Here is a 25,476-nt window from a genome sequence, read left to right as displayed (position 1 = left end):
TTTCACCTATATAATGTTTGTTATGTAACTATATTGCTATATAGCAACATTAAAAGTTAAATAGTATGGGAGCTTAAATTTCTTTAGGTGAGGACTGTTATGCCAAATCAGAAAACATTGAATGTGAGAATTCCCATTGATTTAATGGATGAATTCAAAGAAAAAGCATATAAAAAACATAATTATGAAAAAGGGGCCATTAAAAAAGCAAGTATGGAGGCTTTAAAAGAATGGTGTGAAAGAAACTAGTATTATTAAAAAAATAATTTTCTTCGTAAACTATTTAATTAAATACTAATTAGTAAATAAATTACTACTTGTTGTCTTCTCCACATTTAACCACCAGTATATTATCGGGACACGCCTCTATGCAGGCTGGCGTAATTTTTTGGGAATCCATACAAAGTGTGCATTTATGAGCAGTAATATCCTTGAGAAAAATCAATTTATCTGGACAAACTTCTACACACATATTACATCCAACACAGAGTTCTTCATCAATCACCGGTACGTTATTTTTAAGAGTGATGGCATTTACTTTGCATGCTTTTTCACAGGGTGCATCCTTGCATTGCTTACAAAAGACGGGTATTCCATCAATTTTTTTGATTCTGCTGCTTCCATGTATTTCTTTACATTTTTTCAGGCATAAATTACATTTATAACATTTTAATGGATTTTTTATTGTTATAAATGGGCTCATTTTATCACCTAATTAGTTATTCATTTTAAATTATTGTTCTTTAAGAATTATGAAGTCAGTTTAGTTTTTTATTAATTAATAATTCTTTAATTGTTCTTTAAAGAATTATGAAGTCTGAGAATTAAGAGGTGGTTCAAGTAATTAAATTCTCAGACTCATAAAATTGAAGGTTCTTTTGGGGGTTTTCTGGGCTCCCAGTTATTTTCTGAAAGTATTTCCATAATCTCTTCTTTTTCTTGATATGGAATTTCTTTCTCATTTCTAACATAATGATGAATGTCTGGAGGCAGGCAACCATAGAATTTTTTGTAGATATCTACGTAATTGTTCAATTTAATCATTCTTCCCCTGGGGGGGTCATTAGGTCTAATACACAATTTTGCTGCCATAACCATAGATTCATTGAGACTTTCAGCTGAATATGCTAGATGCAAGGGGGCCGGTTCACACATTACTTCTGTCCCGTTTCTTTTATCTTTAATTTTTCTTAATTCCTGGTCATTTCCTAAATATAATCTCTTATATTTTGATGCATGGGGGCCGAGAACTGCGGGTATTCCCCAGCGGTTGGCACCTGTTGCTATGGCAAAAGCTTTTTGAGACATGGCACCCCAGGCAATTACACAAACACCTATTCTGTTCATTATGTAATCTGCTATTTCTGTAAAATTGTTTTCCAGGGGTACTTTTGCGAAAATGTTAGCAATTTTTATGGCACTACCAATGGCATGGGCATTTGCCACACATGGCCCTAAATTAACTAGTCCTCCTCTATCAAAATTACCACTGTATTTTTCATATAATGTTTTACCATCTTCGTCTTTTTGAAGTGAAATATCCATAGCGGCACATCCTGCTGCTAAAACTATGTAACCTCTTTTCAAAAATTCTTCTGCTATTTTATAGACTTCTATTTCACCATTAGCATAGTTAGAGCATCCAGCAAGTGCTATAACTCCAGGTATATCACCAAATACTATAGGTGCTCCTACTTTTCGTATTTCAACATCCTGGATTGGGCCCCTTCCAGTCCGCATGGAAAACTTCTCGGCATCTATTTTTTCCTGGGAAGCTATTCTTATAATATCAATCAGAGGTATGTTCTTATCACAAGCCTCCATGCATTTACCACATCCCACACATTTACCATAGAAACTAGACATGAGAGAAATATCCCCATCTTTAGCTTCTTCAAATGCTTCTTTGATAGGTAACATGGCAGAACATGACCGGTTACATTGTCCACAAAGGTTACAAATTTCAATGTAGGGTAGCATATCGTTTTCAGCGTTGGAGATGAAACTTTTGGAACTACTATTTTCTTTAACTTCAAGACATGATGTATCACAAGTTTTACAACTATTACATTCATTTCCAGCTTTATTGATAGCCAGTTCATCTGGGGTTAAATTATTTAATCGAATTTGGAGAAAATTTTTTTCTTTGATCTTCGTTGCCAGTGCAACAGCAGTCTTTCCGACTTTTTTACTATCTCTTATTAGAGCACCAGGTATTTTTCCATCCAGTATTTCATTAACAATTTTGTAATGGGTTTCTTTGGTTTTATCTGGAAGTCCTAATGAACATTTGTCGCTGGTGGTGATTATTGGGATGTTATTTTCAGCACAGAGTTCAAAAATATCTGCCCGGATACATTGCTCGTCCAGGACCACCAAATCAGGAATTCCTGATTTTATATACATAAGTTGCCGGGATATGGGGCCGATGATTTTTGATTTTGCGGATTTCCTTCCCATTTCCAGGGCACTACAACAAAGTCCACAAATTTCCAGGTCATCAATTAGGTCCATTTCTTCGGCATAGTCAATAATTTCGCTACTGGGAGCTATATTATGCCCTATACATAAAATAACTGGTTTATCACGGTCAGCTACCCCCATTCCAATTTCTATCATGGAAACGTCCGCTTCACCTTTATTTAAGTCATATTGATTTATTTGTGCTAACTCTGCTACTTCTAAGGATAGTGTATCAATCATTCCGGCATGAAGTGCTTTTGATTCAAATTCTAAATAGTCTCCTTCCTGGCCAGTATGGGTGGATGCCATTAGATTGGTGAGTTCTTTTTCCACACAGGCCATGATTCTATCTAAGTCCATGGCATTTTTAGGGGTTATTCCGGTTAATGTGGTTATAATGGGTGTTATTACCTCAATAGAATTATCATATTTTAATTCTAATTCTGGATTTTTTTCCAGCAAGTAATCCACTAAATGTCTAGCATGAGCTGAATGGGTTGAAGCACCAATGGTACTGGCCATTAGTACCATTCTAGACTGCTGTTTTTCCAAGTTTATTCCACAAGCTCCTTTCTTATTACCTGATAGATCACACTTTCCATAAGTACACAGACAGCACATATCACAAAGGGGCGCATAAAATGGCTTAAAAATAGAAAGTAATTTAAAATCCCATTCTCTAAGTAATGGATAGTTTAAGCTAATTTTTTTATCTAAATGATTATAATTAGCCTTTTGATCTAAATATGAATCTATTTCATTAAAATCCATATTAAAATTTTTAATTGATAGTCCATTGGCTTCATGTTGTTGGCTTTGAACCATATCATCACCTTTATATATTATCATTATTAATCATTATATATGTAGTTTGTCATTATTAATCATTATATATGTGCTTAATACACATCCTACATAAGACATCCTACATAAAAATTAATGGTGGTATAATGTCCGCATGGAATTCAGCATTGGTATGTGCAAATCCGGCAAGTGTTTGGCCGTCAGAAATGGCAGCTTTAACAATTAAACAATCTAAAAATCCCCTTTTTGTCATGGGATCGTTATTGAATAATATTCCGGAAGAAATAGCTGAAAAAAGTTTAGAAATTGCTAAAAAAAGAAACATTACTGTGGTGGCTACTGGAGGTTCTAGTTTAACCTTATCCAAAATGAATTACAAGACCAGAGTCATGGGACTAGTAGAATTAATAAATAATCTAAAAAATCCTGAATGGAAAGGATTTGAGGGTAAGGGAAACTATGATCTGGTTTGTTTCATAGGGGTCCCCTATTATATAGGTTCACAAGGTTTATCTACTCTAAAAAACTTTGCACCGCATATTAAAACCTTAACTTTGTGTCGGTTTATGCATCCCAATGCTGATATGTCGTATCCCAACATGTCCTATGAAGAATGGTTGGTCTGGCTAACAAAATTAATTGACAATTTAGAATAATACTTCATTATGAAGTATATTTTTAAATTTTTTTATTAATTAATTCAAAATAATATAGTTTTTTTTAATTTTTTAAGATTAATTATTATTAAAATTAATAAAATATTATTATTTATAATAGTGTCCTAAAATTAGAACAAACACTAGGAATACCAATAAAGCTATTAAAAGCGGCCAAATTTCCCCAATGGAAAAGTGCGCTCGCTGTAGAACGTTTCTCATAGAAAATTCAGAAGTGATCTGTACCCAGAAAGGTACACCTACCACTATGCCGTTAATATTTAACCGTTTCTTTTCTTTCTGAATAGCCTGATATTCCTCATTAAAATCATTTTTTGGTGTACTGCTCAGCCATCCAGATCCAAGTTTATACACTTGTGAAATATTTAAAACGTTTTTATAGTTATTCCTATAATTATTGGAAGCTTTACGCCAGCTTTCACGCTTAGCTTCTTTACTGCAACCCTTCTCACGGGATGGACAATACTTCTGATTGGGTGATTTTACCTCAAAAGGATCACCACACCAATTACAATATTTTATTAAGGTAACTTCTTTATTCATACCCCTTCGCCCAAATTAAAGATGTAAGATTATATTCTAATTATTAAACTCTTATTATAAATTATACGGAATAACATTATATAATTATAATTAAACATTAATATTATAGACTGAACATTATATAATTTTTTTAATCATCGTAAAAGTTCTGCCCTTCACTCTTAATACTATTTATTCTTTTTGAGCATAAATTTATGATGGTTAAATATGCTATGATATATTAATATCAAATTTTAAAGTCAAGTTTATGGAGTATGATTTAAATGGGAAGAAAAAATAAAATAAAAAATTCAAGAAAAAATAAAATAAATAACACTCCTCCAAATCAAAAAATAAATGAAGAAGAAGATCTTTTTGATTCAAAAAGCTATGATAAATACATTTTTTTAGGTATATTCGTTTTCGGCATAATATTCCTATTAATCTATCTTTCTGGTCTAATACTGGTTCTAATTTAACTAATTTATTTTATTTTACATACTTAAAGATCTTCTATGATTAGGATAAGATGTAGCTGGGAATATTAATAACTAGTTAAAGTGGTTTTAAAGTTTTTAAATTCTATCAAAATTCTTACAGGCCACAATTACCATCGCAATTACAAAGGTTTGTTACAGAAAAATATATATATATATATACGGATTCTTTACTAATAATTAAATATCTTGTAATCGTGTTATTTATGACAAATCACTAGCGAGTGGATTAATTAATTCTTTTTTATAACTCTTTTTTAATTTATTAAATTTTAAGCATTTATTCATTCATTTAAGTCGACTTTTGGGGTTCTGAAAAAACCTATTTTCTAAATAACACGAAGTACTAAAATCTTTAATTTTTTAAAAATATTAGGATGTGTGTGAATATGAAAAAGAAAAATCACTTATGAGTCTTACCAATAAGATTGCTCAAAAGTCAGATATTGGGGTTTGGGCATATAGCTCGGCATTAAGCTTCTGTGTAAAATGTAAAATACTCATGAAAGGAGTATATGATAACTGTTCAGCATGTGGTGAAACCAAAGAAGTTGAATGGTATGACTGGATCACGGGACACGTTCAACAGGTTGAAAGATCCAAATCAGCATCAGGGGGATTGAATTTAGGAAAAATGCAGGAATTAAGGATAGAAAGCGTTTTTAATTTTTTAAATTTAAATATTTAATAATTAATTATAATTTTTTATTTTTAAAATATTTTCTTAACATGTGACATCCAACGACATATTTTTTTTATTTTGTTAGTGTTTTAAATCTAATAAACCATTAGAACTATTTTAACCGTAAGAATTTTTAATATTTTTTAAATATTGACTATAATTTGATATTTAATAATTCAAGTTTTACTAATAATTGAAATTCTTTAAAATAAGAAAAAATATAAAATATAATATATATTAGCCCATATAAACTATTCTTACACCAATATATACTATATAAGAAGCTAAAAGAATTATTCCACTTATTCTAGTTAGTTTCATGTCTTTTTTTAGCAGTAATAATAACAATATGCTTATTAAAACCAGTGCTGGACCATCTAAATTACGGGTAATGGATTCCACAGGTATGGTAATAAACAGGGCGGGTATTCCTAAACCTATGAGTATGTTAAATATATTACTGCCCAGGACAGTTCCCACTGCTAATCGACTTAATCCTTTACGTGCCGAAGTTAAAACTGTGAAGAACTCAGGGGCAGTGGTACCAAAAGCCAGTAATATACCGGCTAAAGCTGCAGGAATATTTAGAATTTCTGCTAACTCCACAGTGGAATATACAATTATCCTGCAGCCCACGGCCAGACCAGCAAGACCAATTATGACGTAAAAAATCTTCTTTTTAGTTATAGGTTTTTTATGTTCCTGGGGTACAGATATACCATTTACGGCGCGATCTTTTTTCTGGGCCCGGATCAATATCCAAAAATAAGCCAGATACATAATGGTCAGGATAATTCCCAGGGTAAAGGTAAGTTCTCCAAATAAGAACATGAATATGGTCAATACTAATGCTGTTAAAAGGGCCATTACTCCGTCCCTTTTAATATCATCTTTTTTAGCCACAATTAAACCGGTAACTATGGTGGATATTCCTAAAATTCCAGCTATATTCCATATACTAGCACCTATGGCCACACTTATCCCCATCTCGGGATTTCCTGTTAAAATGGCTATCATGGCCGAACCGAACTCGGGAAGTGATGTTCCCACAGCTGATGCGGTAACTCCCAGTATTATTTCGGATATTCCTAGTGCCAGGCCGATTTCTACTAAATTGTCCACGAATATGTCTGCTGATTTTATAACTAGAAGCAATGAAATTATTAAGACTGCTATAAGTGCTATGATTTCTATCAATTTATCACCGGCAATATGTTTCCTTCTTCTAAGTATTATTATTATTTAAATATATAACCTTGTTGTTTTTTAAATATTATTCTAATATATCATCAGCAATCTTATAATGGGGATCTTCCCAGTGATTGACCTCAATTATTTCAGAGGCATTGTCCAGCAACATTCGACAGTCTTCACTTAAATGTCTCAAATGAACCTTTTTCCCGCATTTAGCGTACTTTTCAGTCATTGAATTTAAGGCCTCAATGGCAGAATGATCCCGGACACTGGACTTGTTAAAGTCAATAATAACTTCTTCAGGGTCGTTTTTATAATCAAATAGGTCTTTAAATGCAGTTATTGAACCGAAAAATAGGGGCCCTTCTATTTCGTAGTGTTTAATATTTTCCGGGTCAATGGTAGTGTGGGCATGGATACGGCGGGCACTTTCCCAGGCAAAGGCCAGAGCTGAGATAATAACACCTACAATAACTGCTGCGGCCAGATTGTGGAATAAAACCGTGACACCTGCTACAATTATCATTACAATTACGTCGGTTCTGGGCACCTTTTTTATTATTCTAAAGGAGGCCCATTCAAAGGTTCCAATGGCCACCATGAACATCACTCCCACTAAAGCGGCCATGGGTATTTGTTCTACCAGTGACGCACCGGCCATTACAATTACCATTAATGCCACTGCAGCTGTAATTCCTGAAATACGGTTTCTAGCACCAGAATTAATATTAATGATACTCTGTCCAATCATGGCACATCCACCCATTCCTCCAAAGAAACCACACACGGTATTGGCCACTCCCTGGGCCACACTTTCTTTATTTCCTCTTCCCCGGGTTTCAGTCATTTCATCAATAACATTCAGGGTCAGTAAACTTTCAATTAATCCTACCATGGCCATTATAATGGCATAAGGTAAAATTATAATAATAGTTTCTAAATTTAAGGGAACCATGGGGATGTGGAATGCTGGAAATCCTCCGGCAATGGAAGCAAGGTCTCCTACGGTTTTGGTCGGAATTTGCAGACCGATGGTAATGGCTGAAACTGCCAAAATAGCGGCCAATGATGAAGGAATGGCCTTACTAATCTTGGGTAGAAAATGGATAATGGCCATGGATAATCCAACAAAGGCTAACATAATCCACAGTAAGGATCCAGTGAGCCAGCTACCATCTGGAGTTTGGAACTGGGTAAACTGGGAAGTAAAGATGATTATGGCTAACCCATTTAAGAAACCGAACATCACGGCTTGAGGCACCAGGCGAATGAATTTTCCCAACTTTAACAATCCAATGGCTATCTGTATAATTCCCATTAACACTACAGCGGCAAATAAATATTCGGGACCGTGCTGTATCACCAGGGCCACTATTACCACAGCCACCGCTCCAGTAGCACCAGAAATCATTCCAGGTCGGCCACCAATCATGGCGGTTATTATTCCAATAATGATTGCAGAATAAAGGCCCACCAGAGGGTTCACATTGGCAATAATAGAGAAAGCAATGGCTTCTGGTATAAGTGCCAGGGCCACGGTTGTTCCAGATAAGACTTCAGTTTTTGTATTTAAATTTTTTATTTTATTTTTTATTTTACTTATGAAATACATTTTATTAATCAATCCTTGAAATATAGTTTTAAAGCGAATATACATTAAATCTTCTTTTGTGTGCTTTTTATAATTTTTAATGTTTAAATTTAAATATAAGTTATTTAAAAGCTTTATAAATTAAAATAGGTGAAGATAGGATTTTTAAGTTAATTCCTAAATTTAATAATAAAAATAGTAATTTATTAAATAAAAATAAGTGATAATAGAGGTTTTAATAATGAAATAAAACCTTAAAATAACATTATTCTATTTTAAACCATTTTATCCTATTAAATCATGAAACAGGATCATGGTTTTGTGTTTCCCGGGTTTTTATTAAAAACCTGGGCTTGTCCATTACGTAACAAATGAATATTTTTACCGATGCGGTAACCCTCTTCTTCGGCCAATTCAGCATAAGCAGATAACATTTCCAGATTTCCATGGGCTGGAATTAAATGAGCTGGATTGAGCATCCTTAAAAAATCACGGTGGTCTTCACGACCAGCATGTCCAGAAACGTGGGCATTAGTGTATATTCGAGCACCCTTTGATTTTAACCGCATCTCTAAAAGATTACGGTTGGCCTTATTCAGAGGATTAGGTATAACTGGGGCGGAGATGATTACATAGTCTCCTGGTTTTACCAGAAAACTGGTTTTATCATTGGCTATTCTAGGTAGAAGTGCATCTGGCTCTCCCTGGTGGCCGGTGGTTAAAAGAACATAATCAGACCTTTTTTCGTCAGCCAGACTCAATGCCCGGTTAATGGACTTGGGACTACCATAAATACTGGCATTTTTAGGGAGGTCAAGTATTCCCATTTTTTCTGCCAGGCCACAATATCTTTCCATGGAACGACCCAGAAGGAGCATTTTACGGTCACTCTGACCTACAATATCACATATGGCCTGCACTCTTTCAATATGGGAGGCGAAGGTGGTGATTAAAATTCCCTGGTCGTCTTTTAATGGTTGTTCCAGTATGTCCTGGAGTACTATCCTGGCTATCTTTTCGGAGTGGGTTTTAACCTCCTCACGCTCGGCGGCACGGGTTGAGTCTACTATAAGGCCCAGGACTCCCTTTTCACCCAGTTCCAGGAACCTTTGATAGTCTGGTGGTGGGGAGATTTTCTGATGATTATCAAACTTGAAATCGTTGGAATAAACTATTATGCCTTCTGAGGTGTGCAAAGCCGGCGTTACTGCCTGAGGTATACTATGAGTAGTCCGTACGAACTCCAGTGTTATATCTGGTGATATTTGACATTTCTCACCAGAATTTAGAATTTGCAGGGGATTATTAAACTTGAATTTCCTTTCCCATTTTGCAACTCTCTCTATGAGGGCCATGGTGAAAGGGGTTGCTATTATAGGGGCATCATATCGGTGGGCCAGTTTGGCCACAGCTCCAATATGGTCCAGGTGCCCGTGGGTGAATACTATGGCCTTTACTTTACCATTAACGTCTTTCATCAGGGTGTCATCTGGTATGACTCCTCTTTCAATTAGATCTAAACTGTGCATTTTGTCTATATCTGTATCTTCGTGAAGGTGTAGGCGGTCCAGGTGGATTCCCATATCGAATATGATGATTTCTTCACCAATTCTAACTGCGGACATGTTTTTACCTACTTCTTCATATCCGCCAATGGCTATTATTTCAATTTCCATATTTAATCTCCTAATTGAGTCTAATTCTTGTAAATTATTTCAGATTCTTTCTGAAAATAAATAATGAACTAGTATTATTGTTATTTTTAATTATTTTATTCTTTATTCTATTTTTATTCAATTTATCCCTTAAGGACTCGTTTTATTTGGTGATAGGCATGATTATTATATTTAATATGTAGGTTTAATCTTCTTTTTTATCATAATACCGTAATGGTCCTTGATTATAAGGAGTCATTAATGAAATATTAGTGATAAAGGAGTTAAACCTCAAATATCAAGTAAAAAAAGTTAAAAAGCTTATCCGAAATTTTTCCAGCGAGTTGTCGGAAATTCTTATATGAACAACTCCTGAATTTTCTAAAAAAATGGAAAAAACCATTTAATAAAAATCCATTAAAATACAAAAAAAATTGATTAGTAACTAAAATAATTGATTATAACATTATTTGATAACTTAACATATAAACTTTACTGATGTAGGGCCTTTAATATGATTAACTTATGCCCATGACAATGAAATTTATTCCAATAATCTTAAAAACAATACTAATAGCAGTATTTATTGAGGGTTCTTCCAGAAATAATATAACTAACTAATAGCATTACCAATAGTTCACGATTATTATAATAAAGATAAAAATCTGGATATGACCTGGAAGAATGGATGGGGCTTTTAAATTATTTAATTTCATTTTATTATTCATTCGCTTATAAAAAAATTAAATAATTATAAATTTAATAAATACAAAAGGATGTTCATGAATCACGGTGGTATGAATAAATTAAGATCGCACATTGAATATAGAAATACCCAATTCATGTGGAAGAAATAGGGGTAGGATACCGGAATAATATCTCTATTAAGGATTTAACTTATGATGGTTTCTCACAGGAAAAAATCAGCACATATCTGGTGCAACCATCTGGGGAAGGTCCCTTTGCCGGAGTTATTTATGTGCATCCCTCACCTGGAAATAGGTAAACCTTCTTAGAAGAAGCTATCAAGCTGGCTGAACATGGTGTGGCTTCTTTACTGATTGAGGCTCCCTGGGCATATGATAACTACGTAGCTAAATTGATGCAACTGTTTCACGGTGGTCTGAGGGAATGGTATACTGAAATAGTGATAGACCTGCAGCGGGGGATAGATCTACTGTCATCTATTCCAAATATTGATCCTGAGAGACTGGGATTTGTGGGACACAGTTCTGGTGCTCTTTTTGGAGGTATAGTGGCCGGTCTGGATACCAGGATAAAGACTTACATCTTAATGGCAGGTGTGGGAAGTTTCACCGACGTGGCACTCCTTAATATGCCTGATCTTGCCGGGGAAGAATTGAAAAACTATCAGGAAATGATGGTGCCTATCGATCCCATTCATTACATTGGACAGGCCGCTCCTGCTTCACTATTTTTCCAGTTAGGTCACCAGGATGATTTTTTTACCAAAAAACAATTTTTAAATTATTATAATGCCGCCAGTGATCCCAAGAAGATGCAGTGATATGATGCCGACCATTATATGGGTGATGATGCGTCTCATGATGACCGTATCCGGTGGTTAAAGCAGGAATTAAATAAGAAAGAATGATTCGGGGATTAATGGATGGTTTCTGATCTTAATTATTTTTATTCTAAATATTTTTTTTATTGAAATCCAGTAACAAATCGATAATTTAAAATATTAAAGAAAATAACAATCTAATATATTTTATTATTCAATTATTCTAAGTGTGGTCTAATGGATAACGATCTCTTCAATCAAAACCTCATGAAAAAGCTGGCCCGTGATAAAGACCTGCAATTAAATGTTACCAAGCACGATTTAATTAAAGAACATTTATCCAAGCTGGAAAATAGCGACTTCAAGTCAGAAACCAGTAACTATCTTTATTTTTACGAAACCATCTTAAAAGAAATTTTAGGCTACAATCTGCAAGAGAACATTCTCTTTGATGAAAAAGAGGAAGTTGGCCGAGGGAAAAGTGAATTTGTCCTAAAAAATGGCGATAAAAAGTTCATGGTAGTGGAATTAAAAGGATCTGATTCTGACCTGGACAAACCACAAAACCGGGCCAATGATAAAAGAACACCAGTGGACCAGGCCTTTGACTATGCTCAACATACAGGTGATATTGACTGGATTCTAGTGTCTAATTATAATGAATTCAGACTGTATAATTGGCACACTAAGGGCAAGTACATATCATTTACTTCAGACGAATTGTTAGAAAAGGATGTGTTCAGTTATTTCATGCTATCTTTTTCTTGTTACAGCCACATCAAGGTAAATTTAGTTGATAAGTTAATGGAAAATACCGTAGTTGTGGAACGAGAACTGGAAAAAGAGTTTTACAAACTTTACAATGAAACTCGTCTAATGCTTATAAAAGAATTTGAAGAGATAAATGAGTTATCCAGACTTGATGCAATTCATTACTCTCAAATGATATTAAATAGATACATGTTCATTTGTTTTGCAGAAGATATGGATCTTTTACCGGATCAAGTTTCCACTGATACCATTTTAACTCCAATTCAGAAGGGAAATATTCGTCATGGTAGTATCTGGCAAAGATTGAACGAACTCTTTTTGGATATAAATGAAGGAAACGAATATAAGAAGATTTCCCAATATAATGGGGGACTGTTTAAAAAAGATTTGGAAGATATTGAAACTGAAAATGAGAAAAAACTTAAAATCAGGGACATAGTGGAAGATCAAAACTTCTTCAATGATGCCTATCAGAACTGGAACTTTGAAGAATATGAAAAGGATATTGTGGATCAATTAGGGCCTCATGGTAAGAAAGTAAATCCAATATACCGTAACTTGCTTATCATATCATCTTTTGACTTTTCTTCAGAATTAGATGTCAATATTTTAGGCCATATATTTGAAAACTCTATTGGGGACATTGAAGAGCTTAAAGCAGATGCTAAGGGCCGTAGAAAGAAGGATGGAATTTTTTATACTCCAGATTATATTACTGATTATATTTGTAAAAACACGATTATACCCTATTTAAGAAAAAATGGTGCAGAAAACATACCAGATCTTATTTTAGAATATTCAGATGGTGATGAGATTGAGGATCTCGAATCTAAAGTTATGAATATTAAAATTGTCGATCCTGCTTGTGGGTCAGGTGCTTTTTTAAATAAAGCTTCTGATATTCTTTTAGAAATACACAATGCTATTTACGATTTTAAAAAGGAAAAATACACCACTACCATTGAAACCAAAGGTGGTAAAGGCAAGGCAAAAGTTAAAAGATCTGCCACCCATGCTATACTAGACTCCTACTTTGATGAAGCTGCTGCTCGAGAGGAAATACTAGTCAATAATATCTACGGAGTAGATTTGAATGAGGAATCAGTTGATATAACTAAACTGGCCCTATTTTTAAAGGTTGCTAGAAAAGATAAGCAGTTGCCGGATATTGATAATAATATAAAATGGGGAAACTCGTTGATAGATGATCCTAAATTCACCGACCGACCCTTTAAATGGGAGGATGAATTCAAGGAGATCTTTGATGAGGGTGGATTTGATGTGGTAATTGGGAATCCTCCTTATGTTAGACAGGAACGGATTAAGGAGATAAAACCATATTTAAAGGATAATTATGAAGTTTACGACGGAGTAGCTGATCTTTTTGTTTATTTCTTTGAAAAAGGCCTTAAAATATTGAAAAATGATGGAATGTTTTCTTTTATTTGTTCTGATAGATTTATAATGACTAATTATGGGAAAAACTTAAGAAAATTTATTTTAAAAAATGAATTTAAGCAATATATTTATCATTCTGAAAGTGCTTTCGAAAATGCCACTGTTCTGGCTTGTACTATCATTATAAAGAAAGATATTCCTTCTGATAACAGTAAAATACGATTTAACTATGATTTTGAAATTCCTCAAAATAAATTGGATGATGGATTTTGGAGTTTTGAAAACCCTGAAATTCTGAATTTAAGAGAAAAAATTGAAAAAATATCTATTAAAATAAAAGATATTCCTGGATTAAAAATTTATCGGGGTTTAACAACAGGATTTATGAAAGCATTTGTTGTCAATGAAAATACAAAAAATAAACTTATTTCTGATGATAAAAAAAATAAAGATATTATTGAACCTTTTGTTCGTGGAATAGATGTTCAGAGATGGAGAGTCGATTATAATAAATTATATCTGATTCTTACGCGAATGGGAGTTCCAATAAATGATTATCCTATGATTAAGGAATATCTGAGTCAATATGAAGAGCAATTGACAAAGAGACAAGATCAAGGGAATTATTATTGGGAATTAAGGGCTTGTGATTATTATAATGAATTTGAAAAAGAAAAAATAATTTGGGCAGATATGTCTGTAAAACCCAGGTTTACCTTTGATGATAAAAATCTATTTTTTGAGACTAGTGTTTTTTTCATGACCAAAATAGAGGAATACGATTTGAAGTATTTAACAAGTTTGTTAAATTCTAATATTTTATATTTTATATTCCTTCAGATTAGTCCAAAATTGTTTGCTAAAAGATTAAGATTCAAAAAACTCTATGTAGAACAACTCCCAATTTACCCAGCAACACCAGAAGAACAGGAACCATTCATTGAAAAAGCAGACCAAATGCTAGAAATGAATAAAACTCTTCAAAATGAAATCAATTCATTCAAAGAGTGGTTAACTCATATATTCAAGGTTGAAAAATTCTCTAAAAAGCTGGAAAAATACTATGAACTGTCCCTGGATGAATTCCTGGCCGAACTCAAGAAAAAGAAGGTTGATGTGAAAAATAGGGAAAATTTCACTTCTCTAAAAGAGGAATTTGAGAAAAGTGTTTCTAAAATTAGGCCTTTGCTTCAGGAGATTGAGGAAACTGATAATGAGATTGATCAGATGGTTTATGAATTGTATGGCCTTAGTGATGATGAGATTAGGATTATTGAGGATAGTTTAAAATAATACTAAAAAGCGGGCCATAAAATGATTAATCTAAAGCTAAAAGAACATGATAAAGAAATTGCCCTGATTTTTGCATTTTTTACCATGATATTTCTATTTTTAATGGTTTTTAACTCTAATTTTTTTACCTGGGCCTTTGAACGTCATCAGAATATTTTAAGCTGGTATATAAGGCCACTATTTTTGATTCCTTTTTGTTATTTTGCCTATAAAAGAAGCTGGGCCGGTATATCGGCCACCATCTTCTTCTTGTTTACCAGTATGTTCTACTTTCCCACACCCGATGTAGTAAGCCCACAGTCCTTGCAGTTTCTGCAGGTGGAAAAAGATTACTTGACTGGAGATTGGGGATTAGGTAAAATCGTATTAAGTCTTCTGGTGCCTATTTCATTCATCGCTCTGGGAGCAGCTTTCTGGAAACGAAATTTATTATTTGGAATATCAGTTATTGTCCTCATGGCAGTGTTAAAAATAATATGGAGTGTGGCCTTTGGTGGGCAGTCTGGAATGTCAATTATCATCCCGGCCGTTGTAGGATTAATTATCTGTTCAGTTCTTATTTATTTCGGCTTTAAAAGATTAGAAAAGAATATTTAATAAAAAATAAGCAGATTAATTAAAAACAAATATTCATTATCCGTTAATTATTTGCATTGTTTAGAATAAGCATTATTTTGTTTAGAATTGATAAATTTAGTTAATATATTTGAAAATTTATAAAATAAGAAATAAATTTTTTATATGTATTTTAGGGAAAATTAAATTACATATTATTGTGAAATAATTAATTGGGAATGAAAATGTTGGAGAATGATTTAACTATTTTGCAAATGAATGACAGCCACGCTTATTTGGATATTCATCAAGAATTATTCTGGGAAGGTGATCATGCTAAATATGAGTTAGCAGGTGGTTATGCTAGAATTGCTACCATATTCAATCAAATTCGAGGGGAAAACCCCAAAACTTTAGTTTTTGATTGTGGAGATACTATTCATGGTACTTATGCTGCAGTAAAAACCAAAGGCGAAGCACTAATCCCTATTTTAAACTATTTGAACTTTGATGCCATGACTGCACACTGGGAATTTGCATATGGCCCTAAACATTTTAAAAAACTAACAAAGAAATTGAATTATCCCATGTTAGCTATTAACTGCTATCATGAGTCAAATAATGAGCTTTTTTTTGAACCATGGATTATTAAAGAGATTGGGGAGCTTAAGATCGGTATAATAGGCATAGCTGCTACTATAGTCGACAAAGTTATGCCTGCATCCTTTAGTAAAGGAATTTATTTTACATTAGGTAACGAAGAATTACCATATCATATTAATAAACTGCGAAATGAAGAAAAAGTTGATTTAATTGTAGTTGTCTCCCATTTGGGTTTTCCTCAGGAAATGAAGTTAGCCCAGGAAGTTGATGGTATAGACGTATTGTTAAGTGCACATACACATAACCGACTTTATAAACCAGTACTTGTTAATAATACCATCTTAATTCAATCAGGATGTCATGGTTCATTTGTTGGAATGTTAAATCTTAATATAAGTGGGGGAAAAGTTGTTAATTTCCAACACAAACTTATCACCGTATCAGAAGATATTAAGCCTGATCCAGTGGTTGAAAACATGGTAGATCGCATTTTAAACCCATATAAAGATGAATTAAGTCAAATAGTAGGTTATACTGATACGGGACTTAATCGTAATACTGTACTGGAATCTACCATGGATAATTTTCTTTTAAAAAGTCTTTTATCTGAGACAGGTGCTCAAATAGCATTTTCTAATGGTTGGAGATATGGTGCACCTGTTCCCCCCGGAAAAATTACTTTAAATGATCTTCATAATATTATTCCGACCAATCCTCCGGTTTCAACTGTGGAATTAACGGGTAAAGAAATTTGGATGATGATGGAAGAGAATTTGGAACATTTATTTGCAAGAGATCCTTATAATCAGATGGGAGGTTATTTAAAGAGGTGCATGGGTTTAAATTTGTATTTCAAAGTGGAAAATCCCCATGGCCAACGTATACAAGAATTATATATAGCTGGAAAAAAACTGAATATGGATCAAACATATAGGGCAGCTTATGTTACCAGTCAGGGTGTTCCTTCGAATTATGGTAAAAAAAGAGATCAACTGGATGTTCATGCAGTAGAAGCGTTGTTAAATTACCTATCTCGAAATCAACCCTTAAAATCTGAGCTTCAAGGTACAGTAATAACAATTTAAAAAGGAGATATTCATACGGATATATATTATTTAAAATATTTTTTTTCTTTATTAAATTCAGTTTAATCCCATAATTCAATTAATTTCTTAATTTTAATCAAATAACGAAATTCAAATAGAAGTCATTCAATTTTTTTATTTTTTAATTTATTTCTAACTAACTAATGCTAAACATATTTATTCTCATTTTAGTAATTAATTGTTTATACTTAAACCTTTTTATTTTAATTTTATACTAACAGTTAAATAGTAAATATAATAATCTATAAACTATGTCTTTATGTACATGTTTAATATTTACGGAGTGATAGTTTGACAGATAATGTAAAAGAAACATCAAGAACAATGGAACTGGTGCTGGGAATTATCGGGGGAATATTCGGCCTACTGGGTGGGGTCTTTGCTGTCCTATTTGGCAGCCTGGCCTCAAGTGATGTGGTATTATTAGGAATAAGTGCAATTTTGGCCTCTATTGTGGGAATTGTAGGTTCCATATATGTTACCCGGAATTCCAAGATGGGTGGAATCATCTTATTTGTGAGTGCCGTCTGGTTACTGGTCAGTATTTCCCTCTTTGGAGTAATGGGAACCATATTTTTAGGTATAGCTGGATTACTGGCCCTTTTAAGAAAATAATTTTTATAATGATTTGATATTGGAGGTTAAAAATGAAAAATAAATTAGTTATAGGTGCAGTTGTGCTTTTAATAATGGGAATTGTGGCCATTAGTGGATGTACTGATAGTGGTAGCTCCAGTAATGGAACATCTGATTCATCATCTGCTTCTAGTGATTCATCTTTGAATGTAACCAATTTGAAAGTTGTATCTGAAGGATATGGTATGTACAAAGTTAAGGCTACTATCACTCCGGATAAAGACTACGGCTATTTAGAAATGGTTTTAATCTGGTACGATGCTAGTGGTGCAGTAATTGATAAAAATTCGTTAGCATGGAATATTAATGATGTTACTGCTGGTCAAACCCTAAAAGTAACTGGAAATGGAATGCTCAGTGGTGATGAAAAACCGGCCAAAGTAGATGTTTTATTCTTTGATAGTGTATTCTCTGGCAGTGACGTGTCTGGTGCCATATATAAAAAGACGATTGAAGTTTAATTTAGTTACTAATGGCTAAATTATTATTTTTTTTATTTTGAGGTTGTCTCATAAATTTTTTATTAAAATTCAATTTAAACTATTTTTTTTAGCTCTTAACTTTTTCCCCGGCTGATGAAAGGTGAGAATAACTTTTTGAAAAAAAGGGAAATCATAATCATGGATGTTACCTTCAAAAAAGAAAATATGATTGTTAAAATAAATTATAATGGTATTTTTGCAGTTAATGTCCCGGATGGCCCCAAAAAGAGGATAAAGTAGAATAAACAGCCAATCGGTTTTTCAGTTAAGAGGGGAATATAAGTTCTATTAAGGATATAAATTAATTCATTCTTTGCAGGTAATAAATATTAAAGTCTAAAATCAGTTAGGGAGGAATATTATATATTTCTTAATTGAAATACAAAAAAATAGTTTATATAAAAATTTTTAAGGGGTTGGAAAAAAGTGGAATTAGAAGGTGAAATGAAATTAAAACAGAAAAGCATTAAAAAAGGATGGATGAACTATCTTTTAACTGGAAAAGGGAAAATTAACGAAGATAAACTATCAAGTCCAGCCACTGATCCAAAAAAGACAGTAATCACATTTATAGTGTTGACCTTTGCTTTATCCTCCATCTTCTGGTACCTTATATCTAAGACGCCTTTAGTTGCGGATAATGCCACTATTATACTTCTCTATACTGTTGGTTCTATGTGGTGTCCTGCCCTTGCTGCTGTTATTACACGTTTATACTACCAGCGGAATTTGAAGGGGTTTGGAGTTGGTATGGGAAAACCGATCTGGCTGCTTGTTGGTATCCTGCTCCCGATTGTTGCCGGGCTCCTCATGTTTGGTTTAGCATGGATCTCAGGCGTAGCGCCTTTTAACCCCTATGGGGCTGCAAATATCCTTACAATTAGTTTCATACCTTCTTTATTGCTGGCAATTGGTTTGAACTGTTTTTTTGCTGCTGGTGAAGAGTTTGGTTGGCGTGGATTTTTGGTACCAGAACTGGCCAGATTCCAGACATTCACTTCACTTGCCCTTTTATCCGCTGCCATATGGACTATCTGGCATTTCCCCCTGATCCTCTTTGGTTCTTATCATGGGACAGGATCGCTCATATTCTCCCTGGCCGTTTTTATTCCCTCGGTAATGGGTGCTGGTTTAATCCTAGCCTGGCTCCGTATCATATCTGGAAGTGTCTGGGTGGCAGTGCTTTTCCATGGATTCTGGAACTACTTCATCCAGCAGTTCTATCCGGTACTCACAAAGACCACCGATGCTGGAGAGATGATGCTGGGTGAGTTTGGATGGTTTGTGGCACTCATGTATGTGATTCTTGCTCTCATATTCTGGCATTATAGAAATAAACTGCCCCAGCTACCGGCAGAAGGAGTATAAAGAAGAAAATTTAAAGTCCTCTCCCCCAAGGGGAACTATCTCTTTTTTTAAGTTTTTGCTTTTTTTAGAAGGTTAATAACACTCATCTTTTGCTAGTATTCAAGCAGTTGATTTTGTTCAGGTGCAATACAAAAAAAAATATAGGGAGGTTTTGGTTTTGGTTTTGGTTTAGGTTCTTGATTGAAACAATACCACCACGATAAAACGATTAGTAGTTTAATTAAGATTTTAAGTATTTATAAAAAGCTACTAGTTATAAATCAAAGAGAAATGAATAGAGAAGATGGAATACCAATAAATTATTTAAATTATCCTATTGAACCAATAAATGGATCATTTAGTGGATTTGGGCTTATTATTTGACTTATTTGGATTAGTTTCCTTTTTTTTAACTATTGGTTGATTTTCAACAGTTGAGGTTGTATTGTTTGCAGTGGTATTGTTGCTAGTATTAGTTGTAATAACCGGAGTTTGTGGTTGAGAAAATAAAACATATCCACCAGCTATCCCTACTATTAGCACTAGAATCAGTATAATACCAATTAAGTCATAATTTGGGCCGTCTTTTATTTTAGGTGGTGGCACTTTACTTAACATTTAAACCTCCCAAATGGATTTAGCAAAAAATCTTGACATTACTATGATATAAACTAACCTCCAAGATACTCTTTATTTTCATCTTAATTATTAATTAGTTTTTTATATTATTTATTATCAATTAATTTCTATTAATTTTAATATCAAACAAATTATTTGAAAACATTTAATTAAATTAGACAGTAAAATAGTTGTAATGAAGATGAGATTAAAATTATTGATAATTTTTCAATCAAAAAGGGAAAGAGACAAATGAAAGCAGTTGTATGCACAAAATACGGATCACCGGATGTTCTTCAGCTGGAAGAAGTAGAAAAACCTACCCCTAAAGACAACGAATTACTGATAAGGATACATGCGACATCAGTAACTGCTGGAGACTGTGAAATTCGAAGTTTCAAAATGCCTGGCTGGTTGTGGCTTCCTGCGAGAATAGGGTTTGGTATCAGAGGGCCAAGAAACAAAATACTAGGTCAAGAGCTAGCTGGAGAAATTGAATCCTTAGGTAAAGATGTAAAGCGATTTAGGAAAGGTGACCAAGTTTTTGGACGTACTGGTTTTGGTTTTGGTGCTCATGCGGAGTACATATGTCTATCTGAGGATGATGTGCTAACAACGAAACCACCTAATATGACCTATGAAGAAGCAGCTGCCGTTCCTTTTGGGGGCCTTGATGCACTGCATTTTATTAGAAAAGGAAATATCCAGAGTGGTCAAAAGGTTCTGATTAATGGAGCTTCTGGTAGTATTGGTACTTTTGCAGTACAGATTGCCAAATACTTGGGGGCCGAAGTTACGGGGGCGTGTAGTATCAGTAATCTGGACATGGTACGTTCCATTGGTGCAGATCATGTCATTGACTACACTAAAGAGGATTTTACCAAAAACGGCCAGATCTATGATGTTATTTTTGATGTGGTTGGCCAGAGTTCGTTTTCAAATAGTTTAAGATCGCTGAAGCAAGATGGACTCTATATTTTAGCTAATCCTGGTCTGCTGCAAATGGTTCGAGGTCCATTGAATTCTGCAAGAAGCAGTAAGAAAGTTATAATAGGGGCAGCAAGTCCCAAGACTGAAGATTTAATATTCCTCAAAGAGCTAATAGAAAATGGAAAGATAAAAACAGTCATAGATAGATGCTATCCTTTAGAACAGATTGCTGAAGCTCACAAATATGTTGAAAAAGGACACAAGAAGGGGAATGTAGTCATAACAATGACATAATAGAAATAGAAAATGAAGTAAATGAAGTCAAGATCGTTGGTGATAATATGAAAAAATCTATTGGTGCAAAAACAATTGTATATCCAACTCCCGTATTCATAATTGGAACTTATAATAAAGATGGAAAACCAAATGCTATGAATGCAGCCTGGGGCGGAATATCCTGTTCTAGTCCACCGTGTGTTTCAATTTCTCTAAGAGAAGCAACTTATACTCACAGAAATATTATGAATAAAAAAGCTTTTACCGTAAATATTCCCTCGGAAAATCATATTAAAGAAGCTGATTATTTTGGAATTGCTTCTGGAAGAAATGAAGATAAATTTGAGGTCACCGGTTTAACACCGGTAAAAAGTGAAAAAGTTGATGCCCATTATATTGAAGAATTTCCATTTGTTTTAGAGTGTAAATTAGTTAATATAACTGAATTAGGATTACATACTCATTTTACCGGTGAAATAATTGATGTAAAAGTTGATGAAAATCTAATGAAAGATGGAAACCCAGATATAGAACAAATTAGGCCATTTTTGTATGATCCGTCATCTAGAGATTATTATGGGATTGGGAAGCGTCTGGGAAAAGCTTTTTCAGAAGGTAGAAATTTAATTAAGTAATTAAAATTATTTGGAAACTCTTTTCGGAAGTAGAAATTTAAATAGAAAAAAATCATATATAAAAATTAGACTAGTGCATAATTCATTATAGAATAACTTATTCATTAATATATTAGTGGTTGTTATGAAGAGAGTTTTATGGTATTTGATTGCTGGGAGTAGGGGTGGTTCTAACAGGGCTAGAATTATTAAAGCTATTCATGATAGGCCTTACAATGTAAACCAGCTTTCTATAGAACTTAATCTTGACTATAAAACTATTAAACACCATATTAAAGTCCTAGAAGACCATGATATTGTTAATTCGGGTGATGAAAAATATGGTGCCATGTTCTTTTTATCAAATCGAATGGAGGAAAATTACTCCATTTTTCTGGATATTTTGAGTAAAATGAAAAAATAATTGATTTATATTAATTTAGAGGTGATTGAATGCTGGTGGAAGGACAGGGATATCATGGAGGAACTGGACAAGGAACCGGGCAAGGACTTGGATCGGGAATGAGTATTGCAAACTCTCAAATTATCACCATAGACATTATAATTGGTATTGGTAACATCTGCCTGCTGCTGATTTTACTATATATGTATGTAAAAAGTTACCGGGAATTCAAATCTAAATTCACTTTCGGGCTTTTGTTATTTGCATCACTCCTGCTTTTGCAAAATGTGCTCTTTACCGGATTTTTATTATCCTATCAGGGATTTAGAGGGCCAGGTATGGGTACGCCAATATTCTTCTTAAATATCATCGAATTTTTTGCCCTATGTATATTGATATATGTAACCCGGGAATAAACTGGTAAAGATCTGGGTGAAAACTTGGAAAAATCCTATATATAATGCTGCGATACTTTAATTCACCCCTAAAAGGAGGTGAAAAAGTGAAGAAAGTAGCCTTAATATGTGCACTGGTTATGACGGTCAGTTTAGTACCGATTTTCGCGGCGGATCAAATTAACAATACCACCCAACAAACGGTTCAAAATCAGACTGCACTGAATAACCAGACTACTGCTCAAGAAAAGTTAAAAAACTGTACCAAAGCAAACTGTACAAAAACGGGTTCTTGTGACTGTGATGAGCAACACAAGTACCAGAATGGACAGAAAAGCGGTAAATCTGTAGCTAATTTAGGTCAGCACAAGTATCAGCATGGACAGAAAAACACAGCTAAAGTTGTGGCAGCTAAATCAACTACCTCGAAAAAGTACCAGTACGGTCTAAAAAACGTTAAAACTGGTTCTAAACTTAATAATAACTATAAAAACTGTCCTAACAACTAAATAATATTTAAATAAGGGTTTATTCCCTTATTTCTTTTTTTTAACATATTTCTGATTTTTTTTATCAAGCCTTAATTTTAATTACTAACAATTTATTATACCTTAATTTTTAATTATTAAAAAAAATGTTTTCAGATATTTATTCCAAGGCTAAACTTATGTTTTAATTTAAGTTCCTATTAGCTTTGGATAGAAGAGATTTTTTAAGGAGCAAATATTTTAGAAAATTAATTATCTAAGCTCTACCACATTAACTATTATAAAAAAATGGGGTTTATTCTTTGGATTCTAAAAAAACTGTTAAATCATTTTTAAATGTTAAAACGAACATTCCTTTCAGTGATAAAGTGGAAGATCCATCGGTTATTGATTCTACAGAATGCATAGAATTAATATTCAGTGAAGATTTAGATATGGATACTGTTAAAGATGGAATAAAACTTTATAAAGTTAAATCTGATGGGAAAGAAGAAGATATGGGTGATGTAATAGATTTGGATGAGAATTCACCATCTCTTATCTATATCAATAAATTAGAGGCCATTTCAGAAGGTGATGAATATAAACTTTCTATTACAGAACAAGTAAAATCGGTAAGTGGAGCACCGATAAGAGAAGAATTTGCTACTTATTTTGCGGTGGATTATTCATTTAATCTGAATTCAGAAGGTATTTCTGATTTAGATAATCAAAGGACATTGATAATATGTATCAGTGATCTCCATTTAGGGGCCAATGATGCTTATGCTGAACTTACCAGTAACCGTGATGCTCTGATAAACTTTTTAGAACATATTAGAACATCCCCTAATGTAAAAGAACTGGTGGTAGCCGGTGATTTGATTGATGAATGGTTCATCCCCATGCATTTAGATACATTCAATGGAAAAACCCAGTTAGACTTTACCAAAGCCGTAGCTTCTAACAATAAACCAGTTTTTGATGCATTTAACCATATAATAAAAGACGGCCAAGTAAAAGTTACTTATGTGCCTGGAAATCATGATTTATTAATAGATTCTGAGGATATTCAAAGCATAATGCCCGGAATATCTGAAACTCGCGACGTGAGGGGTTTGGGAGTATATACTCCTTCTGATTTCCCAGAACTGGTCATTGAACACGGGCATCGATACAATTTTTACTGTGCCCCGGATTATTCCAACCAGACTTTAACCCAAACTGACACCATACTACCTCCAGGATACTTCTTTACCAGAATGGCCACCAGTTCAGTTGTTCAGGGCCGCCCTAAATTAGATATTAATTTTCCACCAGTTCAAAAAAATGATCTGGGAGAAACCCAATTTCTATATTTCCTTTATTGGAATGTTTGGAAAGGCCTTATCTCTGATTTCCCGGTAGAAGAAGGACTTGATAAAAAGGCCATAAATACGGGTATCGATGGATTCAGTGACTGTTATGCTATAGCTGATCTTTTACCCTACCAAAACTCAGAAGATGGTCCTATTGACGTTAAATTATATAACGGGATTATTGAAGGCTGGGATGAAAGACAAAGTAACAATTTAGTTCCGGTTAAAATTCCTACAGATGAAGCAGTTCTGAAGGGAGCTTTTGCCAGTCATCTTGATGATCAATCAGGCGTCCAATTCTTCAAAAATCCGGATTCTGATAAAAGAATTGTTATATTTGGTCATTCTCATGAGGCACGAGCCATAACTTCTTTCAATGAAAAAGGAGAAAAACAAGTCTATATAAATTCAGGTACCTGGATTGATAAAAATAAATGTACTATGACATTTGTGGTCGTTGCACCCCCTAAAAACAAAGATTCCGCCCCAACTTATGCAAATTTGTATCAATATTCTCCAAGTGGGGATATTAAAAAATTAGAGTCACAAGCACTCACTAACATTAAATAATTTTTTTTATTTTAGGGGAATGTATTTTAAATAAACGAAAA

27 protein-coding genes and 1 pseudogene are annotated in these 25,476 nt (G+C 33.6%); 20 read left to right on the top strand and 8 right to left on the bottom strand.

All coding sequences use genetic code 11. From position 1 onward, the window contains the following. The first annotated feature begins 99 nt into the window (after positions 1–99). Entirely contained in the window at positions 100–249 is a 150-nt protein-coding gene (locus Q7I96_07350) for a hypothetical protein (GenBank protein ID MDO9627422.1), read from the top strand. Positions 250–313: 64 nt separating this feature from the next. Here the strand turns inward: Q7I96_07350 and Q7I96_07345 are convergent, their stop codons facing one another. Beyond that, positions 314–703, bottom strand: coding sequence for a 4Fe-4S binding protein (locus tag Q7I96_07345; protein MDO9627421.1), 390 nt, complete (start codon positions 701–703; stop codon positions 314–316). A 155-nt stretch (positions 704–858) separates the two neighbouring features. Next, positions 859–3,312, bottom strand: coding sequence for an acetyl-CoA decarbonylase/synthase complex subunit alpha (locus Q7I96_07340; protein MDO9627420.1), 2,454 nt, complete (start codon positions 3,310–3,312; stop codon positions 859–861). Positions 3,313–3,413: 101 nt separating this feature from the next. On the opposite strand from Q7I96_07340, the gene cdhB reads away from it, so the two are divergent. After that, positions 3,414–3,923 carry a CO dehydrogenase/acetyl-CoA synthase complex subunit epsilon gene (gene cdhB / locus Q7I96_07335; GenBank protein ID MDO9627419.1) on the top strand — a complete coding sequence of 170 codons (510 nt, stop codon included), beginning with the start codon at positions 3,414–3,416 and terminating at the stop codon, positions 3,921–3,923. Between the two features lie 108 nt (positions 3,924–4,031). Here cdhB and Q7I96_07330 read toward each other — a convergent pair whose 3' ends face one another. Beyond that, a complete protein-coding gene (locus Q7I96_07330; protein MDO9627418.1) occupies positions 4,032–4,487 on the bottom strand; it encodes a hypothetical protein in 456 nt (151 codons plus the stop codon). Between the two features lie 263 nt (positions 4,488–4,750). Here Q7I96_07330 and Q7I96_07325 point away from each other — a divergent pair, with 263 nt between their 5' ends. Continuing rightward, positions 4,751–4,945, top strand: a complete 195-nt coding sequence (locus Q7I96_07325) for a hypothetical protein (GenBank protein ID MDO9627417.1) — start codon at positions 4,751–4,753, stop codon at positions 4,943–4,945. A gap of 421 nt (positions 4,946–5,366) precedes the next feature. Further along, positions 5,367–5,651, top strand: a pseudogene (gene nrdD / locus Q7I96_07320) (anaerobic ribonucleoside-triphosphate reductase). Positions 5,652–5,882: 231 nt separating this feature from the next. Here nrdD and Q7I96_07315 read toward each other — a convergent pair. From Q7I96_07315 to Q7I96_07305, 3 genes are all read right to left on the bottom strand, one after another. After that, positions 5,883–6,842, bottom strand: a complete 960-nt coding sequence (locus Q7I96_07315) for a calcium/sodium antiporter (protein ID MDO9627416.1) — start codon at positions 6,840–6,842, stop codon at positions 5,883–5,885. A gap of 76 nt (positions 6,843–6,918) precedes the next feature. Further along, positions 6,919–8,451 (bottom strand): SulP family inorganic anion transporter, encoded by a 1,533-nt coding sequence (locus Q7I96_07310; protein ID MDO9627415.1) that lies wholly within the window; start codon positions 8,449–8,451, stop codon positions 6,919–6,921. Positions 8,452–8,741: 290 nt separating this feature from the next. Then, positions 8,742–10,106 (bottom strand): RNase J family beta-CASP ribonuclease, encoded by a 1,365-nt coding sequence (locus Q7I96_07305; protein MDO9627414.1) that lies wholly within the window; start codon positions 10,104–10,106, stop codon positions 8,742–8,744. 823 nt (positions 10,107–10,929) lie between these two features. Between Q7I96_07305 and Q7I96_07300 the strand changes: the two genes are divergently transcribed. The 8 genes from Q7I96_07300 to Q7I96_07265 all read left to right on the top strand — a co-directional run bounded on the left by Q7I96_07300 (position 10,930) and on the right by Q7I96_07265 (position 18,697). Beyond that, a complete protein-coding gene (locus Q7I96_07300) occupies positions 10,930–11,091 on the top strand; it encodes a hypothetical protein (GenBank protein MDO9627413.1) in 162 nt (53 codons plus the stop codon). 39 nt (positions 11,092–11,130) lie between these two features. Then, on the top strand, positions 11,131–11,613 hold the full coding sequence (locus tag Q7I96_07295) for an acetylxylan esterase (GenBank protein MDO9627412.1): 483 nt from the start codon (positions 11,131–11,133) through the stop codon (positions 11,611–11,613). A 237-nt stretch (positions 11,614–11,850) separates the two neighbouring features. After that, positions 11,851–15,075: a TaqI-like C-terminal specificity domain-containing protein gene (locus tag Q7I96_07290; GenBank protein MDO9627411.1), complete on the top strand. Its 3,225-nt coding sequence runs from the start codon at positions 11,851–11,853 to the stop codon at positions 15,073–15,075. A 21-nt stretch (positions 15,076–15,096) separates the two neighbouring features. Continuing rightward, entirely contained in the window at positions 15,097–15,672 is a 576-nt protein-coding gene (locus Q7I96_07285) for a hypothetical protein (protein MDO9627410.1), read from the top strand. Between the two features lie 203 nt (positions 15,673–15,875). Continuing rightward, the gene (locus Q7I96_07280) at positions 15,876–17,318 is read left to right on the top strand and encodes a bifunctional metallophosphatase/5'-nucleotidase (protein MDO9627409.1); all 1,443 of its coding nucleotides are present in this window, start codon (positions 15,876–15,878) and stop codon (positions 17,316–17,318) included. 312 nt (positions 17,319–17,630) lie between these two features. Then, positions 17,631–17,954, top strand: a complete 324-nt coding sequence (locus Q7I96_07275) for a DUF4064 domain-containing protein (GenBank protein ID MDO9627408.1) — start codon at positions 17,631–17,633, stop codon at positions 17,952–17,954. 32 nt (positions 17,955–17,986) lie between these two features. Beyond that, a complete protein-coding gene (locus tag Q7I96_07270) occupies positions 17,987–18,436 on the top strand; it encodes a hypothetical protein (GenBank protein MDO9627407.1) in 450 nt (149 codons plus the stop codon). Between the two features lie 135 nt (positions 18,437–18,571). Beyond that, positions 18,572–18,697, top strand: a complete 126-nt coding sequence (locus tag Q7I96_07265; GenBank protein ID MDO9627406.1) for a hypothetical protein — start codon at positions 18,572–18,574, stop codon at positions 18,695–18,697. A 245-nt stretch (positions 18,698–18,942) separates the two neighbouring features. Here the strand turns inward: Q7I96_07265 and Q7I96_07260 are convergent, their stop codons facing one another. Beyond that, positions 18,943–19,104 (bottom strand): hypothetical protein, encoded by a 162-nt coding sequence (locus Q7I96_07260; protein MDO9627405.1) that lies wholly within the window; start codon positions 19,102–19,104, stop codon positions 18,943–18,945. A gap of 30 nt (positions 19,105–19,134) precedes the next feature. Here Q7I96_07260 and Q7I96_07255 point away from each other — a divergent pair, with 30 nt between their 5' ends. Continuing rightward, positions 19,135–19,308, top strand: a complete 174-nt coding sequence (locus tag Q7I96_07255; GenBank protein ID MDO9627404.1) for a hypothetical protein — start codon at positions 19,135–19,137, stop codon at positions 19,306–19,308. Beyond that, a complete protein-coding gene (locus tag Q7I96_07250) occupies positions 19,268–19,825 on the top strand; it encodes a CPBP family intramembrane metalloprotease (GenBank protein MDO9627403.1) in 558 nt (185 codons plus the stop codon). Before Q7I96_07255 ends, Q7I96_07250 begins: the two co-directional genes overlap by 41 nt. A gap of 333 nt (positions 19,826–20,158) precedes the next feature. Here the strand turns inward: Q7I96_07250 and Q7I96_07245 are convergent, their stop codons facing one another. Then, positions 20,159–20,422 (bottom strand): hypothetical protein, encoded by a 264-nt coding sequence (locus tag Q7I96_07245; GenBank protein ID MDO9627402.1) that lies wholly within the window; start codon positions 20,420–20,422, stop codon positions 20,159–20,161. 252 nt (positions 20,423–20,674) lie between these two features. Between Q7I96_07245 and Q7I96_07240 the strand changes: the two genes are divergently transcribed. The 6 genes from Q7I96_07240 (at position 20,675) to Q7I96_07215 (ending at position 25,435) form a co-directional block, all read left to right on the top strand. Next, on the top strand, positions 20,675–21,646 hold the full coding sequence (locus tag Q7I96_07240; protein MDO9627401.1) for an NAD(P)-dependent alcohol dehydrogenase: 972 nt from the start codon (positions 20,675–20,677) through the stop codon (positions 21,644–21,646). A gap of 47 nt (positions 21,647–21,693) precedes the next feature. Continuing rightward, positions 21,694–22,263: a flavin reductase family protein gene (locus tag Q7I96_07235; protein ID MDO9627400.1), complete on the top strand. Its 570-nt coding sequence runs from the start codon at positions 21,694–21,696 to the stop codon at positions 22,261–22,263. 124 nt (positions 22,264–22,387) lie between these two features. Further along, positions 22,388–22,666, top strand: coding sequence for a winged helix-turn-helix domain-containing protein (locus Q7I96_07230; protein MDO9627399.1), 279 nt, complete (start codon positions 22,388–22,390; stop codon positions 22,664–22,666). A gap of 29 nt (positions 22,667–22,695) precedes the next feature. Continuing rightward, positions 22,696–23,061, top strand: coding sequence for a hypothetical protein (locus Q7I96_07225; protein ID MDO9627398.1), 366 nt, complete (start codon positions 22,696–22,698; stop codon positions 23,059–23,061). Between the two features lie 86 nt (positions 23,062–23,147). After that, on the top strand, positions 23,148–23,549 hold the full coding sequence (locus Q7I96_07220; protein ID MDO9627397.1) for a hypothetical protein: 402 nt from the start codon (positions 23,148–23,150) through the stop codon (positions 23,547–23,549). A gap of 281 nt (positions 23,550–23,830) precedes the next feature. Continuing rightward, positions 23,831–25,435, top strand: a complete 1,605-nt coding sequence (locus Q7I96_07215) for a metallophosphoesterase (protein MDO9627396.1) — start codon at positions 23,831–23,833, stop codon at positions 25,433–25,435. The last annotated feature ends 41 nt before the right edge of the window (positions 25,436–25,476 follow it).

The organism is Methanobacteriaceae archaeon (assembly GCA_030656015.1).
Classification (GTDB): domain Archaea; phylum Methanobacteriota; class Methanobacteria; order Methanobacteriales; family Methanobacteriaceae; genus UBA349.
The sequence above is the reverse complement of the archived record's forward strand: the minus strand, read 5'-3'. Positions and strand labels throughout refer to the sequence as shown.

Bases quoted from the DNA above. Each gene is read 5' to 3' on its own strand.
- Q7I96_07350 (MDO9627422.1), top strand. From the start codon at position 100: ATGCCAAATCAGAAAACATTGAATGTGAGAATTCCCATTGATTTAATG.
- Q7I96_07345 (MDO9627421.1), bottom strand. From the start codon at position 703: ATGAGCCCATTTATAACAATAAAAAATCCATTAAAATGTTATAAATGT.
- Q7I96_07340 (MDO9627420.1), bottom strand. From the start codon at position 3,312: ATGATAATATATAAAGGTGATGATATGGTTCAAAGCCAACAACATGAA.
- cdhB (MDO9627419.1), top strand. From the start codon at position 3,414: ATGTCCGCATGGAATTCAGCATTGGTATGTGCAAATCCGGCAAGTGTT.
- Q7I96_07330 (MDO9627418.1), bottom strand. From the start codon at position 4,487: ATGAATAAAGAAGTTACCTTAATAAAATATTGTAATTGGTGTGGTGAT.
- Q7I96_07325 (MDO9627417.1), top strand. From the start codon at position 4,751: ATGGGAAGAAAAAATAAAATAAAAAATTCAAGAAAAAATAAAATAAAT.
- Q7I96_07310 (MDO9627415.1), bottom strand. From the start codon at position 8,451: ATGTATTTCATAAGTAAAATAAAAAATAAAATAAAAAATTTAAATACA.
- Q7I96_07305 (MDO9627414.1), bottom strand. From the start codon at position 10,106: ATGGAAATTGAAATAATAGCCATTGGCGGATATGAAGAAGTAGGTAAA.
- Q7I96_07290 (MDO9627411.1), top strand. From the start codon at position 11,851: ATGGATAACGATCTCTTCAATCAAAACCTCATGAAAAAGCTGGCCCGT.
- Q7I96_07285 (MDO9627410.1), top strand. From the start codon at position 15,097: ATGATTAATCTAAAGCTAAAAGAACATGATAAAGAAATTGCCCTGATT.
- Q7I96_07280 (MDO9627409.1), top strand. From the start codon at position 15,876: ATGTTGGAGAATGATTTAACTATTTTGCAAATGAATGACAGCCACGCT.
- Q7I96_07270 (MDO9627407.1), top strand. From the start codon at position 17,987: ATGAAAAATAAATTAGTTATAGGTGCAGTTGTGCTTTTAATAATGGGA.
- Q7I96_07250 (MDO9627403.1), top strand. From the start codon at position 19,268: ATGTTTGGTTTAGCATGGATCTCAGGCGTAGCGCCTTTTAACCCCTAT.
- Q7I96_07245 (MDO9627402.1), bottom strand. From the start codon at position 20,422: ATGTTAAGTAAAGTGCCACCACCTAAAATAAAAGACGGCCCAAATTAT.
- Q7I96_07240 (MDO9627401.1), top strand. From the start codon at position 20,675: ATGAAAGCAGTTGTATGCACAAAATACGGATCACCGGATGTTCTTCAG.
- Q7I96_07235 (MDO9627400.1), top strand. From the start codon at position 21,694: ATGAAAAAATCTATTGGTGCAAAAACAATTGTATATCCAACTCCCGTA.
- Q7I96_07230 (MDO9627399.1), top strand. From the start codon at position 22,388: ATGAAGAGAGTTTTATGGTATTTGATTGCTGGGAGTAGGGGTGGTTCT.
- Q7I96_07225 (MDO9627398.1), top strand. From the start codon at position 22,696: ATGCTGGTGGAAGGACAGGGATATCATGGAGGAACTGGACAAGGAACC.